Annotated in this window: 14 protein-coding genes; 5 read left to right on the plus strand and 9 right to left on the minus strand. The window is 71.5% G+C overall.

All coding sequences use genetic code 11. The features are described from left to right. Window positions 1–3: 3 nt before the first annotated feature. Together AMA02S_RS31045 and AMA02S_RS31050 are read right to left on the minus strand one after the other, a co-directional pair. Window positions 4–894, minus strand: a complete 891-nt coding sequence (locus AMA02S_RS31045; protein WP_067465300.1) for a DUF1444 domain-containing protein — start codon at window positions 892–894, stop codon at window positions 4–6. Then, the gene (locus tag AMA02S_RS31050) at window positions 891–1,946 is read right to left on the minus strand and encodes a S66 peptidase family protein (RefSeq protein WP_245667907.1); all 1,056 of its coding nucleotides are present in this window, start codon (window positions 1,944–1,946) and stop codon (window positions 891–893) included. The genes AMA02S_RS31045 and AMA02S_RS31050 overlap by 4 nt, the downstream gene beginning before the upstream one ends. 486 nt (window positions 1,947–2,432) lie before the next feature. On the opposite strand from AMA02S_RS31050, the gene AMA02S_RS31055 reads away from it, so the two are divergent. Beyond that, complete coding sequence (locus tag AMA02S_RS31055; protein WP_067465303.1) at window positions 2,433–3,401, plus strand: sulfotransferase family protein; 969 nt, start codon at window positions 2,433–2,435, stop codon at window positions 3,399–3,401. Here AMA02S_RS31055 and AMA02S_RS31060 read toward each other — a convergent pair. Then, complete coding sequence (locus AMA02S_RS31060) at window positions 3,377–5,374, minus strand: ABC transporter ATP-binding protein (RefSeq protein ID WP_067465306.1); 1,998 nt, start codon at window positions 5,372–5,374, stop codon at window positions 3,377–3,379. The two genes, AMA02S_RS31055 and AMA02S_RS31060, sit on opposite strands and share 25 nt — an antisense overlap. Before the next feature lie 267 nt (window positions 5,375–5,641). Between AMA02S_RS31060 and AMA02S_RS31065 the strand changes: the two genes are divergently transcribed. After that, window positions 5,642–7,564 carry a Xaa-Pro dipeptidyl-peptidase gene (locus tag AMA02S_RS31065; protein WP_245667908.1) on the plus strand — a complete coding sequence of 641 codons (1,923 nt, stop codon included), beginning with the start codon at window positions 5,642–5,644 and terminating at the stop codon, window positions 7,562–7,564. Window positions 7,565–7,668: 104 nt separating this feature from the next. On the opposite strand, the gene AMA02S_RS31070 is transcribed toward AMA02S_RS31065, so the two are convergent. The 3 genes from AMA02S_RS31070 to AMA02S_RS31080 all read right to left on the minus strand — a co-directional run bounded on the left by AMA02S_RS31070 (window position 7,669) and on the right by AMA02S_RS31080 (window position 10,642). Continuing rightward, on the minus strand, window positions 7,669–8,505 hold the full coding sequence (locus AMA02S_RS31070) for an enoyl-CoA hydratase/isomerase family protein (protein ID WP_084265766.1): 837 nt from the start codon (window positions 8,503–8,505) through the stop codon (window positions 7,669–7,671). A 209-nt stretch (window positions 8,506–8,714) separates the two neighbouring features. Continuing rightward, a complete protein-coding gene (locus AMA02S_RS31075; RefSeq protein ID WP_021596738.1) occupies window positions 8,715–8,927 on the minus strand; it encodes a helix-turn-helix domain-containing protein in 213 nt (70 codons plus the stop codon). Between the two features lie 116 nt (window positions 8,928–9,043). After that, complete coding sequence (locus AMA02S_RS31080; protein ID WP_067465312.1) at window positions 9,044–10,642, minus strand: ABC-F family ATP-binding cassette domain-containing protein; 1,599 nt, start codon at window positions 10,640–10,642, stop codon at window positions 9,044–9,046. A 285-nt stretch (window positions 10,643–10,927) separates the two neighbouring features. Between AMA02S_RS31080 and AMA02S_RS31085 the strand changes: the two genes are divergently transcribed. Next, entirely contained in the window at window positions 10,928–11,698 is a 771-nt protein-coding gene (locus AMA02S_RS31085) for a VOC family protein (RefSeq protein ID WP_067465315.1), read from the plus strand. A 75-nt stretch (window positions 11,699–11,773) separates the two neighbouring features. On the opposite strand, the gene AMA02S_RS31090 is transcribed toward AMA02S_RS31085, so the two are convergent. Genes AMA02S_RS31090 through AMA02S_RS31100 form a run of 3 tightly spaced genes read right to left on the minus strand, consistent with a single transcriptional unit; the run spans window position 11,774 to window position 13,829 of the window. Then, window positions 11,774–12,529, minus strand: coding sequence for an AIM24 family protein (locus AMA02S_RS31090; RefSeq protein WP_067465703.1), 756 nt, complete (start codon window positions 12,527–12,529; stop codon window positions 11,774–11,776). Between the two features lie 8 nt (window positions 12,530–12,537). After that, window positions 12,538–13,191 (minus strand): AIM24 family protein, encoded by a 654-nt coding sequence (locus AMA02S_RS31095; protein ID WP_067465318.1) that lies wholly within the window; start codon window positions 13,189–13,191, stop codon window positions 12,538–12,540. Continuing rightward, window positions 13,191–13,829, minus strand: a complete 639-nt coding sequence (locus tag AMA02S_RS31100) for an AIM24 family protein (protein ID WP_245667909.1) — start codon at window positions 13,827–13,829, stop codon at window positions 13,191–13,193. Before AMA02S_RS31100 ends, AMA02S_RS31095 begins: the two co-directional genes overlap by 1 nt. Window positions 13,830–13,915: 86 nt before the next feature. Here AMA02S_RS31100 and AMA02S_RS31105 point away from each other — a divergent pair, with 86 nt between their 5' ends. Together AMA02S_RS31105 and AMA02S_RS31110 are read left to right on the plus strand one after the other, a co-directional pair. Then, the gene (locus AMA02S_RS31105; RefSeq protein ID WP_067465324.1) at window positions 13,916–14,311 is read left to right on the plus strand and encodes an ABC transporter permease; all 396 of its coding nucleotides are present in this window, start codon (window positions 13,916–13,918) and stop codon (window positions 14,309–14,311) included. A gap of 117 nt (window positions 14,312–14,428) precedes the next feature. Next, window positions 14,429–15,556, plus strand: a complete 1,128-nt coding sequence (locus AMA02S_RS31110; protein ID WP_245667910.1) for an EAL domain-containing protein — start codon at window positions 14,429–14,431, stop codon at window positions 15,554–15,556. The last annotated feature ends 24 nt before the right edge of the window (window positions 15,557–15,580 follow it).

The raw sequence follows: 15,580 nt of genomic DNA on the forward strand, positions 1-15,580 counted from the left end.
GGGTCAGTGCTCCGCGGCGAGAGCGGTGAGGACGGAGGCGAACTCCTCCGGCAGGACCAGCGTGTCGCCCTCGTACCGGGTCTCCAGCAACGTCAGCTCCCCCGCCCGCCACCAGTACAGGTGCGGGCTGAGCGATCCCGGGCCCTCCTCGTAGGCGCGGTGGGCCTGCGCCTGGAGCTCGTGGGCGGCGGCGACGGCCGCCCGGTAGCGGGCACGCGGGGAGTTCTCGGCGATCCGCAGCGAGTGCGCAACGATCAGGCTGCGGTTGGGAGCGATGACCAGCGCCCCGTAGGGGCCGATCGGCAGATACTCCTCCAGCCACGCCAGGTGGGTCGCCGCGTAGAACGTCCAGCCGTGCAGCACCGACACCCGGACGCCGCCGAGCTCCTGCTCGTCGTGCTGGAGCGCCCCGTCCCCGCGCACGTTCGCGCGGCCGAGCATGAAGAGCGCGTCGCCGGACACCGGCCAGCCGTGCATCTCCTCGTTGCTGACGGTCCGGACGCTGGTGGGGGTGTCGACGACCACGACCTCGATCAGCCCGGGGGCGAAGGGCCGGGCGGCGAACCCGCCGTTGTCGGCCTCGACCGGGTGGATGCGGGTGCGCAGCAGATGCTGGGCAAGGTCGAAGTCGGACAGGTCGAGGGGCTCCTCCATCGCGGTGACGATCGTGGTGACCTGGTCGGAGACCAGAGCGGGCCAGTCGTCGCGGGGCACCAGGCGCGCCAGCTGGCGCAGGTCGCGCAGGCTGACGGGCAACCGGTTGGCACCCTCCAGCATGATCACTTCCCCGGGGTAGCGGCGGCAGGAATAGCCGAGGCTCTCGGCCACCAGCACCACCAGCGTCTCCAGGGTCCCGTCGTCCCCCGGGACGGGACGGGCGTGCCGTCCCCTCATCGCGCACCTCCCGGCGCTCGCAAGGTGAGTGCTTCGGCGTCCAACAGGGCGGGGGCGCCGAGCTCCAGGGTGCGCTGGCGTGGGCCGTGCCCGGCGGGAACGCCGGCGAGGACCGGCACGCCGAGCGGCCCGAGCCGCGCCGAGAACACCGCGTCCAGCTCGGCGGGGTCGCCGGACCGTTCCCACGAACCGAGCACCACTCCGGCCGCCCCGTCGAACCACCTCGCCTGGAGCAACTGGACGAGCATCCGGTCGATTCGGTACGGCGCCTCGGACACGTCCTCCAGGAAGACGATGCGGCCCTCGGCCAGCGGCGGCGCGTAGGGGGTGCCCAGCAGCGCCGTGAGGAGCGTGAGGGTTCCGCCGGTGAGCGGGCCCTCCGCCCGGCCCGGGGCGAGTGCGTGGGTCCCGGTCAGGACGTCCTGGTCGGTGCCGAACAGCGCCGCCCGCAGGCCGTCGCGGGTGAGGACGTCGTCGGCGCCGGTCGCGGCCGGGCCGAGGTCGGCGATGCGCCCCGCGGTCATCGGTCCGAACGAGGTGGTCACGCCCAGGCGCGTTCCGAACGCGACATGCAGCGCGGTGATGTCGCTGGATCCGTGCAGGATCTTGGGGTCCGGCCCGGTGACGGCGGCCAGCGCGTCCCAGTCGAGGTGGTCCAGGACGCGGGTGGCGCCGTAGCCGCCGCGCGCGCACACGACTGCGCGAACGCTGGGGTCGGACCAGGCGGCGGCGAGGTCAGCGGCACGGTCGGCGTCACCGCCCGCGAGCTGGTGCCAGTCGTCCCGGAGGGGGCCGGCCGCGCCGAGGTTGACTCGGTCGAGGGCATGCTTTCCGACCACGACGTCAAGGCCGAGATCACGCAGGACCGCGCAGCCCGCCTCCAGCCTCGCCGGCTCGGCGGGGCCGCTGGGCGCGACGACCGCGACCCGGTCGCCGGGCCGCAACGCCCTGTATCGGCGAGCTTCGTGCTGTGTAGCCCGCCCGTCGGGCATGCCGACGGCGGGCGCGTGAGATGACTCGTCGGCCACCTCCGCGCGGGCGCCCCCGCTCATCAACCCGATCCCTCCTCGCACCGCGACGCATAGAGCTTGTCAGGATCCGGACGCCAGCGGAAGGGGCGACCGGTCACGACCCGCCAACAGATCATCTCGCGTTTCCGGGCGCCCGGCACGCGGCCGGTCCGCCTTTGCCGGGCCCTGACCCCCGCCGCCGGAGCGCGCCCTCGATGTTCGCCGTGGTCAGCGCCCCTGCCCGGCCAGTCCCCCCGAATTCGGCCGGGGCGGCGAGCCCGGCGACTGCCGCGTCAGACTCGGCCCGCCGGTGAGGACAGGCAGGCATCTGGGGAGCGTCCATCCCCCAAGGCTAGGCCCGGAAAGCCTGCTGCGGGCGCGTATTCGCGGCCGTATTCGCATCCGATTCACATCCGATTCACATCCGAGTTACGCCGGCTCACGCCGCGTCCCTTCCCGGGATTTCGGTCAGACCGCACGGAGGGTCACGGTCCCTCGGCCCTCAAAAGGTGCCAAACTTGTTCCGGTATGAGATCGACGCCGCACATCCTCGTGATCAACGGCACCAAGGTCCGCCGCCCGGTCTTCGTTCTGGGCGCACCCCACTCCGGTGCGGACCTGCTGGCGCGTGCGGTCAAACGCTCGCCGGGCTTCCATCTGACCACGGGCCGCCCCGGCGTCCTGCGGGTCACCTACGCCTTCGCCCGGCAGCCGTCGATCGCCACGCAGCGTGGCCAGGGCGCGGCCCGCGTCCTGCGCGACGCCTACGCCGAAACCTGGCAGATCTCCGCGCGGGCGTGCGCGGAATGCTCGCCCGAATGCCGGGAACTGGGCGGGCTGCCGCCGGCCGAACCCGCCCCTCCCGGGCAGCCCGCCCGGGACGGTGATCAGCCCGGCCCCTGCGTCCAGCCCGCGGACATCGTGCGGTTCGCCGACGCCTCCCCCGACCTGATCTACAGCGCGGACGTCCTGCTGGACGCCTTCCCCGACGCCCAACTCCTCCAGGTGATCAGGGACGGCCGGGACGCGGTCGCCGACATGCTGGACGACGCCCGCTGCATGGCCTGGTTCAAGCCGGGGCTCGCCAATCTGGACGCGGTGTTCCCGAACCCGTTCCTCGGCGTCGAGGACCACACCGAGCGCAACCGGTGGCCGAGCGCCGCACCCGCCGTCAAGTGCGCGCTGCGCTGGCGCGGGTCGGTACGGCTCAGCGCGCGGCTCCGGCAGCAGGTCCCCGAGGAGCAGCTGTTCACCATCCGGTACGAGGACCTCGCGGCGCGGCCGCACCGGGTCGCGACCGAGGTGTCGGAGTACCTGGACGCGGCGATCTCCAAGTCGGTCCTGTCCGGCCTGGTCAGGTCCGGCGCGTGGGCCGCCGACGAGCACGGGGTCGGCACCTGGCGCGAGCGGCTGTCGCCCCGGCAGGCCGCCCAGGTGGAGAAGGTCGCCGGCACCGAGCTGCGGCGGCTCGGCTACCGGCTGGCCGCGGACGCCTGACTGCCGGTCTCCTCCGCGCCGCCGTCCTGGCGGGCGAACTGCGTGCGGTAGAGCTCGGCGTAGAGGCCGCCGCGCAGTAGCAGTTCCTCGTGGCGTCCCCGCTCGGCCACCCGCCCGCCCTCGATCACCAGGATCTGGTCGGCCTCCCGGATGGTGGACAGCCGGTGCGCGATCACCAGGGAGGTGCGCCCGGCCAGGGCCGTCCGCAGGGCACGCTGCACCGCCGCCTCGGACTCGGAGTCCAGGTGCGCGGTCGCCTCGTCCAGCACGACCACCGACGGCGCCTTCAGCAGCAGCCGGGCGATCGCGAGCCGCTGCTTCTCGCCGCCCGACAGCCGGTACCCGCGGTCGCCCACGACCGTGTCCAGGCCCTCGGCCATCGACGCGATCAGCCCGCCGACCTGCGCGGACTCCAGCGCTTCCAGGATCTCGGCGTCGGTGGCGTCCGGCCGGGCGTAGCGCATGTTCTCGCGGATGGTGTCGTGGAACAGGTGCGCGTCCTGGCTCACCACGCCGATCTCGCCGCGCAGCGAATCGAGCGTGACGTCACGGACGTCGGTCCCGCCGATCCGGATCGCGCCACCGGAGACGTCGTAGAGCCGCGAGACCAGGTGCGTGATCGTCGACTTGCCCGCGCCGGAGGGCCCGACCAGCGCCACGAGCTGCCCGGACGCCGCGGTGAAGTCCACGTCGAACAGGACCTCGCGGGCGGGGGCGGTGTCGGTCCGCGCGATCGACTCCAGCGAGGCCAGCGACACCTCCTCGGCCGACGGGTAGGCGAACCGGACGTGGTCGAACTCGATCGCCGGAGCGGCGGGCCGCGCGGTGAGCCCGTCCTGCGCCTGCGGTCCGTCCTGCGCCTGCGGGGTGCCCTGTGTCTGCGGGGTGCCCTGCGTCTCGCCCAGGGTGCGGGCGTCCTTGCGGTCGCGGATGAGGGGCTTGAGGTCGAGCACCTCGAACACGCGGTCGAAGCTCACCAGGGCGGTCATCACGTCCACGTGGACGTTGGACAGCGCGGTCAGCGGTCCGTACATACGGGTCAGCAGGGTCGCGAGGGCGACGAGCGTGCCGAGTTCGAGGCCGCCGTCCACGACGAGGAAGCCGCCCATGCCGTAGACCATGGCGGTGGCGAGCGCCGCGACCAGCGTCAGGGCGGTGAAGAACACGCGGCCGTACATGGCGGCGACGATGCCGATGTCCCGGACCCGCTCGGCCCGCTGGGAGAAGTTCACCTCCTCCTCGGCCGGGCGGCCGTACAGCTTGGCGAGCATCGCGCCCGCCACGTTGAACCGTTCGGTCATCAGCGAGCTCATCTCGGCGTCCAGCACCATCTGCTCGCGGCTGATCCGCGACAGCCGCCGCCCCACCCACTTGGCGGGCAGGATGAAGATCGGGAGCAGCAGCAACGCGATCAGCGTCACCTGCCAGGACAGGATCAGCATCGTCACCAGCACCAGGATCAGGCTGATCACGTTGGACACCACCGACGACAGGGTGGTGGTGAGGGCGCGCTGCGCGCCGATGACGTCGTTGTTGAGACGGCTGACGAGCGAGCCCGTCTGGGCGCGCATGAAGAACGCCACGGGCTGGCGCTGGACGTGCCCGAACACCTGCGTGCGCAGGTCGTAGATCAGTCCCTCGCCGATGCGCGCCGAGTACCAGCGCTGGGCCAGGCCGAGCACCGCCTCCAGCAGCGCGAGCCCGGCGACGGCGACCGCGAGCCAGATCACCAGATCCTGCCGGCCCGGCACGATGCCGCGGTCGATGATCGACTTGAGCAGCAGCGGGTTCGCGACGACGATCACCGCGGCGATGGTGTTCAGCACGAGGAACAGGACCAGCTCGCGAACGTAGGGGCGCGCGTAGCCGGCGATCCGCCTGACGGTGCCGGGCTTGAGCTTCTGCTGGGTGACGGACCCGTCCCGGCGGAACGAGGCCATCACCTGCCAGCCGTTGCCCGGCGATCCCGGCATCCCCACAAGCGCCTCCGAGGGGTCGCTGCCCGCCCTCAGAGCCGGGCGGGCAAGTGCGTAATCAAGTAAGCATCTCAGTCTCCGGAAGGATCAACGTCCCCTCCCCCGTCGCGCTTCCCCGCTCCGCTCACGGCGTAACCCGCAGCCGGCGCGAGGTCCACCCGCCGCGCACCCGGCACCGCCGGCGGGTGATCTTATGGACTTCCCGCGGTACCGGTAGTAAGAGTGATCAGCAACCTCCGGCTCATACCCCCCAGGAGCCCCCAAGTGAGACGACGCTTCCTGCGAAGCGGCGCCGGCATGATCACCCTCACCGCCGCGCTGCTCGCCACCACCGCACTCCCCGCGGGTGCCGCCGCGCCCACAAGGCCGGCGCGCTCCCCGGAGCCCGCCTTGAAGGTCACGGTGAAGGACGGCCGGACACAGCCGATCTTCTCCCGTGCCGACGCGGTCACCCAGACCGTCAGCATCGAGACCACCGCCGACAGCGACCACGACGGAGTCCGCGACCGTGTCGAGATGCGGATCATGCGTCCGAAGGAGACCGACACCGCCGGGCTCAAGGTCCCGACGATCCTGGAGGCCAGCCCGTACTGGGCGGGCACCCTCAACATCCCGAACCACCCGGTCGACATCGACGACCCGCAGGCGCGGGCGCTGGCCAACGGCAAGCGGAACGTGGCCGACGTCTTCCCGGGCTACTACGACAACTACTTCCTTCCACGCGGATACGCCATCGCGAACCTCGACAGCATCGGGACGGGCGGGTCCACCGGCTGCCCGACCGCGGGCGACCGCGACGAGCAGGCGGGCGCCAAGGCCGCGGTGGACTGGTTGAACGGCCGCGCGAAGGGCTGGGCACCGGACGGTACGCCGGTCCAGGCGGGCTGGTCCACCGGCAACGTCGGCATGATCGGCCAGTCCTACAACGGGACGCTGCCGAACATGGCCGCCGCCACCGGTGTCCGCGGCCTCAAGGCCATCGTGCCGATCGCGGCCATTTCGAGCTGGTACGACTACTACCGGGCCAACGGCGGCGTCCTCGCGCCCGGCGGCTACCAGGGCGAGGACCTGGACGTCATGGCCAAGATCGTGCTCACCCGGAAGAACCCCGAGGTCTGCGGCAAGGTCATCGACGACATCGCGGCCCGCCAGGACCGAGAGACCGGCGACTACAGCGACGTGTGGGAGCAGCGCGACTACGTCGACCAGGCCAGGAAGGTCCGCGCCGCGGTCATGGTGGTGCACGGCCTGAACGACTGGAACGTCAAGGTCAAGAACTCCGTCCAGTGGTGGAACGCGCTGAAGGAGGCCGGGGTGCCGCGCAAGCTGTGGCTGCACCAGGCCAACCATGCGACGCCGTTCCGCTGGCGCCTTGAGGAGTGGCTGCGCCAGACGCACGCCTGGTTCGACCGGTACCTGTACGACCTCCGCAACGGCATCGAGAACGAGCCGCGGGTCGACATCGAGCGTGCCCCGGGCCAGTGGGAGACCGCCAAGGACTGGCCCGTCCCCGGCACCCGGACGGTCCCGTTCAGTCTGAACGCCGGTGAGTCCGGCCAGCCGGGCATCCTCGGCGGCCGTCCCCGCCACGGTGACGCCCAGCGCTTCGTGGACGCGGGCAAGACCCGGACCGCCGAGCAGTTGCTGGTGAACGAGGACAAGGCCGACCCCAACCGGCTGGCCTACCTCACGCCCGCGCTGGAGGAGCCGCTCCGCGTCAACGGCATCCCGCGGATGTCGGTCAAGGCGTCGCTGGACGGACGGTCGCCGTACCTGACGGCGCTGCTCGTCGACTACGGCACCGACACCCGCACGACCGGCGCCCGCCGCGACACCGGTGAGCGCGTCTGCTACGGCCAGGGCGTGCCGGGAGATGACGGCTGCACCACCCGCCAGGCGTTGTTGACCGAGACCGCCCCGTTCAAGGTCATCACACGGGGATGGCTGGACGCGCGCAACCGGCACAGCCCGAGCCACACCGACCCGCTCGAACCCGGCAAGGCGTACAAGTTCCGCTGGGACTTCGAGCCGACCGACTACATCGTCAAGGCCGGGCACCGGCTCGGCGTGATCGTCCTGTCCACCGACTACGACTACACGCTCCGCTACCCGGCGGGCACCAAGGTCGCCCTCACACCCGGCGTCAGCAAGCTGCTCCTTCCGCTGGCCCGCGAGTCCCGCCGGTAACCGAATCCGTCCGCCCGCGGCGGGTCGTCGTTCTGGCAGTCGCCCTGACGACGACCCGCCTCGACCTGCCTGTGATGGACAGGGCTCGACGGGCCCACCAGGGCTCAGCGGGCGAACAGCTCGCGGAGGCGGCCGATCTGCTCGTGGCGTTCGGCGGCGCACTGCTGCTCAAGCGTGTTCTCCGGGGCCTGCCACAGCAGCCGCTTCGTGGCGGCGGCCGCCCCCGGGTTCACCGCCAGCAGGGCGGTGACCAGGTCGGAGACAGCGGCGTCAAGGCCCTCGCGCGGGACGACGGTCTCGGCCAGACCCAGCCGGGCGGCCTCCTCGGCCTGCACGGTGCGGGCGGTGAGGCACAGCTCCAGGGCGCGCGGGACGCCGACGATCTCGACGAGCGGCTTGGTGCCGGTCAGGTCGGGGACGAGCCCGAGCGCGGGCTCTTTCATGCAGAACTTCACGTCGTCGGCGACGACGCGGATGTCGCACGCCAGCGCGAGCTGGAAGCCGCCGCCGATGGCATGGCCGTGCACGGCCGCGATCGTGACGATGTCGGCGCGCCGCAGCCAGGTGTAGCCCTCCTGTAGCTCGGCGATGAATCGATCGGTGGCCTCGGCATCGGAGCCGTCGGCGAAGCCCTCGCCGTCACCGGAGAGCCCGGCATTGGAAAACAGGGCGAGATCGATGCCCGCGGAGAAGGACGGGCCCTCGCCGCGGAGCACGACGACGCGCACATCGGACGGCAGGGACCGGCCGATGGCGGCGAGTCCCCGCCATGTGGCGAACGTCAGGGCGTTGCGCCGCTCGGGCCGGTTCAGCGTGACGGTCGCGACGGCGCCGTCCACGTCCAGTCGCAGCCCGGCCCCGGCCAGGTCGACCCCTGCCAGGTCTGCCTCGCCTTCGGCCGTGACCGATTCCGGTCGCCGATCCGCACTCGCGTCCGCCATGGCGCTCCCTCTCCGCTGTGACCTGTCCTGTCGGTGACGGGCCAGAGGCCCAGCCGCCAGGCGGGAGGGAAGGACGCATGGGGGCGCACTGGGGCCCGCCCCGCCGTCCACGGGGCGGGACCCATCCCGTCCGCCGCCGCGACCGAACCCTACTGGGCCGGCCGCGACGGCGGATCAGGCGGTGCGCTCATCCGGGGGTCGGTGTCCGTTCAGGACTTCTTGCCCCGGGTCGCGCCGCCGCGACCGCGCAGGTTGACGCCGGACTCGGTCAGAATCCGGTGGATGAACCCATACGAGCGGCCGGTGGCGGCTGCCAGGGCGCGGATGCTCTCGCCGGAGTCGTACCTCTTCTTGAGGTCCGCCGCCAGCTTGTCGCGCTCGGCACCGGTCACGCGGGTGCCCTTCTTAAGGGTCTCGGCCACGAGTACCTCCCGTAGTGATGTGGTGACCGCTGCGTTATCCCCCGCCATGATCAGTCATTCCCGCGCGTTCGGCTACCCACTCGGCCAGAAAAGATCTGCGGAAGGCAGTCCGCAGGTCACGCAAGTGCCACCAGATCAGCAAACTCGTCACTCCAGATGTCTTCGACACCATCCGGCAGCAAAATCACTCTTTCCGGCCGCAGCGCCTCGACGGCGCCCTCGTCGTGGGTCACCAGCACGATGGCTCCGGCGAAGGTTCGCAGCGCCGCCAGGATCTCCTCGCGGCTGGCCGGGTCGAGGTTGTTGGTGGGCTCGTCCAGCAGCAGGACGTTGGCGCTCGACACCACCAGCATCGCCAGGGCGAGCCGGGTCTTCTCCCCGCCCGACAGGACCCCCGCGGGCTTGTCCACGTCGTCGCCGGAGAACAGGAACGAGCCGAGGATCTTGCGGACCTCGACCGGCGCCATCCCGGGTGCGGCGGACTGCATGTTCGCAAGGACCGAGCGCTCGACCTCCAGCGTCTCGTGCTCCTGCGCGTAGTAGCCGATGCGCAGGCCGTGACCGGCCACGACGGCGCCCGTGTCGGGCTTGTCGACCCCCGCCAGCATGCGGAGAAGGGTCGTTTTGCCCGCGCCGTTCAGGCCCAGCACGACGACGCGGCTGCCCCGGTCGATCGCCAGGTCCACGTCGGTGAATATCTCCAAAGATCCGTACGATTTCGACAAACCCTCCGCGGTGAGCGGAGTCCGGCCGCAGGAGGCCGGATCCGGGAAGCGGATCTTGGCGACCTTGTCGGCCTGCCGCTCGCCCTCCACCCCGGCGAGGAGCTGCCGGGCGCGGCGGTCCATCTGCTGCGCCGCCTTGGCCTTGGTCGCCTTGGCCCGCATCTTGTCGGCCTGCGACAGCAGCGCCGACGCCTGCCGGTGGGCGTTGGCCGTCTCGCGCTTGCGGCGCCGCTCGTCGGTCTCGCGCTGGTCGAGGTACTTCTTCCAGCCGACGTTGTAGATGTCGATCACGCTGCGGTTGGCGTCCAGGTGGAACACCCGGTTGACGACCGCGTCCAGCAGCTCCACGTCGTGGCTGATGACGACCAGGCCGCCCTGGTGGGACTTGAGGAAGTCGCGCAGCCAGACGATCGAGTCGGCGTCCAGGTGGTTGGTGGGCTCGTCCAGCAGCAGGGTGTCGGCGTCGGAGAACAGGATGCGGGCCAGCTCCACACGCCGCCGCTGACCGCCCGACAGCGTCCCGAGGGGCTGGGTCATCACCCGGTCCGGCAGGCCCAGGCTGGAGGCGATGGAGGCGGCCTCCGCCTCAGCCGAGTAGCCGCCCAGGACGTGCAGCCGCTCTTCCAGCCGCCCGTAGCGCCGGACGGCCTTGTCGCGGTCGGCTGCGGACGCGGCCGCCATCGCCTCCTCGGCGGCGCGCAGCTTGCGGATGACCTCGTCCAGGCCGCGCGCGGACAGGATGCGGTCGCGCGCCAGTTCCTCAAGGTCGACGCCACGGGGGTCCTGCGGGAGGTAGCCGATCGTGCCCGAGGACGTCACGCTCCCCTGCGCAGGCAGCGCGTCCCCCGCCAGCACCTTGGTGAGGGTGGTCTTACCGGCGCCGTTGCGGCCGACGAAGCCCACGCGGTCGCCGGGGTTGACCCGGAAGGACGCGGTCTCGATCAGCAGCCGGGACCCGGCGCGCAGCTCGATGTCGTTCGCGATGATCACAGTGACAGGGCTCCCCTGACGGACGGCTCGATGGACAGGCGCAAAACAGCGCGCCGCGCGGTCCTGCGACCGGGGCGCGCCTGGGCGGCCTGTCAGCTCGGGAGCGAAACCATCTGATCAGTGTACGTGACGTACTGCCCCGACCGTCCACGATGGCCGAACCTTACGGATCCGTCCGAACACATGTGTGAACGACCGCCGAGAGGCCAGGATGGTGGAGGTACGGGCGTGCGGCAACGGACCCGGAGTCGGAACCCGGCCCCGGCATCGAGGAATGGTGGCCAGATGACCCATGTGACGAGCAACGCGCCGACCGGGACGCCCACGTGGCTCGACCTCGGCATCCCCGACCTGGACCGGGCGAAGACGTTCTACGGGACGCTCTTCGGGTGGCAGTTCCAGGACGTCGGCGCCGAGGGCGGGCATTACAACATGTGCACGCTGCGCGGGGAGCCCGTGGCCGGGATGATGCAGAACCCTGACGAGGAGGCAACCGACTTCTGGTGGAGTGTCTACTTCGCCGCCGACGACGCCGAGGAGGTCGTCGACCGCGTCACCAAGGCGGGCGGAGAGGTGGTCCACCCCGCGATGGACGTGATGGGGCAGGGCCGGATGGCGATCGTGAAGGACCCGCAGGGCGGCCAGTTCGGCCTCTGGCAGGGGCAGGCCATGGTCGGCAGCGCCTACGTCAACGAGCCCGGGACGCTGGTCTGGAACGATCTGATCACGTCGGACGCCGACGCCGCCCGCGGTTTCTACACGTCGGTGTTCGACTACGGGCTGGAGCCCGTCCCGGGTGACATGGACTACACCGCCCTGCGTCGTCCCGACGGCGGCTTCATCGGCGGCATCCTCGGGGATTCGGCGGCCACGGCGTCCTGGGTCACCTACTTCGACGTCGCCGACGCCGACGAGGCGGTCCGGCGGGTACGGGCGGGCGGCGGCACCGTGGACGAGGAGCCGCAGGACACCCCCTACGGACGCATCGCGACGGTCCGCGACCCGTTCGGCGTCCCCTTCCGGGTGATGAAGACCGCGCCCACCCCGGGGTCGTGACACCGGCGGCGTGATCTCCGGACGGCCCGGTGTCCCGGGGCTCCGCACGTGCGGAGCCCCGGGACGCCGCAGGGGTCAGCCCTGGCGTTCGGCGGACAGCCGCTGGGAGATCGTGTGCTGGAGCCGCTGGAGCCCGGAGGTGCCGACCAGGCCGATCTGGCCTTCCAGGTCCCGCAGCAGGACGTCCTCGTTCATCACGACCTCGGACGACTGCATCAGCACGGTGCCCTGCCCGGAGAAGTCGAACTGGTGCTCCTCACCCGAGGATCCCCCGACACCGAAGATCATCCGCGCCGCGCCGAACGCGCCGCGCATGTAGGAGTGGTCGTAGTGGTGGCACGGGGACGGGCAGTCGGCCCAGCCGAGCAGCGCCTGCGGGTCCACCCTGATCGGCGGTTCGACGAAATGGACCGGCCCGTTGGAGGCGGCGACGAACCGTCCCGTCCCGATGAGCGTGAGGAACCCCGGGATGATCGACTGCTTGAGCTCCAGGCCCGGCTCGAACGCCAGCAGGTTCCCGGCCCGGACGGTGAGGTTCCCCTGGTCCAGGTCGAAGGAGTTGACGTCGAACCCGCGGTCGGCCAGGACGAGCTTGCCCTGCCCCTGCGCGACGATCCAGTCGTGCGCGTACAGCGGGGAGTTGAAGGTGTGCGCGACCAGCGCGTCCAGCGGGCCCGCCGACAGCGCCTCGAACCTGATCTGCCCGTAGTAGGCGATCATCTTGCCCTTCTGCGCGAACCACTGCCCGTTGAGGTCGACGCTGAAGGCGTAGGGGTTGACGTTGTCGTTGGACGGGAGCGTCCCGGCGTTCCAGGTCTGCGTGCCGAACATGCTCACGGTCAGATCTTCCTCTCGCTGGCCTGGACGTAGACGACACCGGAGCCGCTCAGTTCCAGCTGGAAGCCCTCGCCGGACCCGCGTCCGATCAGGTCCCGCAGCCCCACCGCGGTGGTGAGCTTGTTCTGCACCTGACCGCGGTGCGCCACGTACGCCTGCGGATCGACGTGGACGGGACGCTGCGGGCTGATCGGCAACTCCATGACGCCGCCGTGCGACAGCAGCCCGCACGACCCGTGCCCGGCCAGGGTCGTGGTGAACAGCCCCTGGCCGGTGACCGCGCCGCGGATGACGCCGCGGACGCCGCCCTGCTCGCCCATGAACATCGTCCCGACCTGGAGGGTCGCGTCGTGCACCAGCAGCCGGTCGGCCTCGACGTAGAGGTTGTCGGCGCCGTTCAGGTCGACGACGGTGACGTGCAGCCCGCCATGCCCGAACATGACGGTGCCCTGGCCGGTCACGTGCATCATCGCGGTCCGTTCGCCGGCGACGGCGCGCCCGAGGGTGCCGCCGATGCCCTGCCCGGCGGTGGCGGACGGCGCGAACGACACCGGCCCGGCGTAGGCGAGCATGGCGCCGCGCTTGCTGTAGACCTCCTGCCCCGGACCGACCGGCACCTGGAGCATCTTGGAGTTGATCGACTGGTATCCCGGCATCAGATCTCCAAGATTCCGCCGCGCTCGGCGGGCTGGACGTAGACCAGGCCGTGGCCCTGGTACCGGAACTGCACGCTCTCCCCTGATCCCTGGCCGAGCACCGTCCGCCAGTTGACGTCGGTGACGACGTCCTGCTGGAGCTGCCCGTGATGGGCGACGTAGGCGTGCGGGTCGACGCACAGCGGCATCTGCGGCGTCACCTCCAGCGCTATCGCGGGCCCGTCCGACAGCACCGCGACCGTGCCGTGCCCGTCGACCTTGGTGGTGGCGAGGCCCTGCCCCGTGCCCATCCCCCGCAGGCCGATGAACTGGACGCCGGTCTTCAGATTCCCGTCCAGTGCCAGCAGGCTGTCGGACTCCACGAAAAGCGTGTCGCCCGCGAGCTGGACGAGCGTGACCTCGGTCGCCTCGCTCGCCAGGTACACCGTCCCCTGCCCAGTGATCTCCATGAGGGTCATCCCCTCACCGGCGATCTTCCGCTTCAGGGCCCCGCGCAGGCCCTCGCCCCCGGTCATGCCCTGCCGTTTGAACGCCATCTGCCCCTCGTAGGCGACCATGGAGCCGTTCAGCGCCCGGATGGTCTCCCCCGCGAGATCGACGGCGAGCATTTTCGAGCCGTTCATTCGAAATTGCGCCACGGACGGAGAACATACCGGCACCTGGCCTGATCGCACCGGCGCGTTGCCGGTCCGTTGCGTCCGCGGATCAGGAAGGATATGTCCTCATGTGGATCGCTCCCGAACGCCGCAGCCTCAGCCGGTGGGCCGTACCCGGGCTCGTCTTGGGTGCGGGGGTGGTGGTCGGGGTCGTGCTGGCCGCCGATGGGCGGTCCGGGACGGCCCTCGTCGCGCTCGCCGCCCTGATCGGGTACTCGGCGTACCTGGCGTACCGGCGCAACGAGCCCGCGCTGCCGCTCAGCGAGGGCTTCGGCTCGGGCCACCGGGCACGCGCGCACCTGCGGGCGGCGGCGATGACCGGCGACGTGCTCACCGTGGCGGTGGTCGGGGCGCTGGTGGTGCAGGCGCTGCGCGGCGCCGACATCACCGTCTACGCCTGGCTCGCGGCGCTCGCGGGCGCGACGTATCTGCTGTCAGCCCTCGCCGGCGGGCGCGGGCTGTGATCGGATGGGCCGCATCCCGTGACATGCACCGCGACCTGCGCTGATGCCCGGCGAATTGTTGGTTAACTTCTCCTGACAACTACCGTTTCGGGGGAGTAGGGGGGACATGATGCGGCTGTGTCAGCCGTTGAAGTCCTGCTCCCGGCGCGTGCGGTGTTCCATCCGGTGGTCGATCTCGGCACCGGCACCGTCGTGGCCGTGGAGACGCACGCGGGCCCGCCCGCCGCGTCCAGTCCGTCGCCACGGGTCGATCCCGCGGCGGACGACGTCCGGCGCGCGGTCGAGGCGGCCCGAGCGACAGCGGACCTGGGCACCCCCCTTCCGCTGCAGATCGGCCTGCGGGCCGAGACCCTGACCCACGGAGACGCCTTCCTCGGCGAGTTGCATCACGGGCTCGGGGAGACGGGACGGCGTCCACAAGAGTTCATCATCTGCGTCGCGGGCGGTTTCCCGCCCGCGCAACGGCCGACCGTCGCCGCCGCCCTCTCGGGGCTGCGGCGGGCCGGCTACCTCGTCGGCCTCGCGGGCCTCGGCGCCGGGCATGCGCCGCTGGACCTGCTGGTGGACGGCGCGTCCTATTTACTGAAACTCGATCCCGAGCTGGCCCGCAGGGCCCGCGCGGAGCCACGCCGCTCGGCGCTGGTGGCGAGCCTGGTGGAGCTGGCGCACCGGCTCGGCACGCACGTCCTGGCGCCCGGGCTGGCCACGCAGGACCAGGTGGTGCACCTGCGCGAGCTGGGCGTCCGGCTCGTCCAGGGGCCGGCGCTCGCACCGCCGGAGTGGCGGCCGGGGATGCCCATCACCGTGCCGGTCGCCGCACGCGACGAACCGACGCCGCAGGACCTCGGGCTCGGCCCGCGCGTCTCGGAGTTCACGCTGCCTGCGGTGACCCTGCCGCACACCGCGACCGCGGACGAGGTGCTGAACGTGCTCAACGCCGAGACGGGCATCACCAGCGTCATCCTGGTCGACGAGCGGCAGCGGCCCCGCTCGACGGTGGACCGGACCCGGTTCCTGCTGCGGCTGTCCGGCGCGTACGGGCACGCCCTGCACGCCCACCGGCCGGCGGCGCGGTTGGCCGACCCGCCCCGTCCGGTGCCGCGCACGGTTCCGGCCGTGGCGGCGCTCCGGGCGGCCGGGAAGGAGGAGGAACGGGTCTACGACGACCTGGTCGTGGTGGACGAGGTCGGGCGCTGCCTCGGCATCGTCCGCGTGGCCGACCTGATCCGCAGCCTGTCCCCCTGAGCCGGTCCCGGGCGGCCGTCGACT

It is taken from the genome of Actinomadura macra NBRC 14102, assembly GCF_001552215.1.
GTDB lineage: Bacteria > Actinomycetota > Actinomycetes > Streptosporangiales > Streptosporangiaceae > Spirillospora > Spirillospora macra.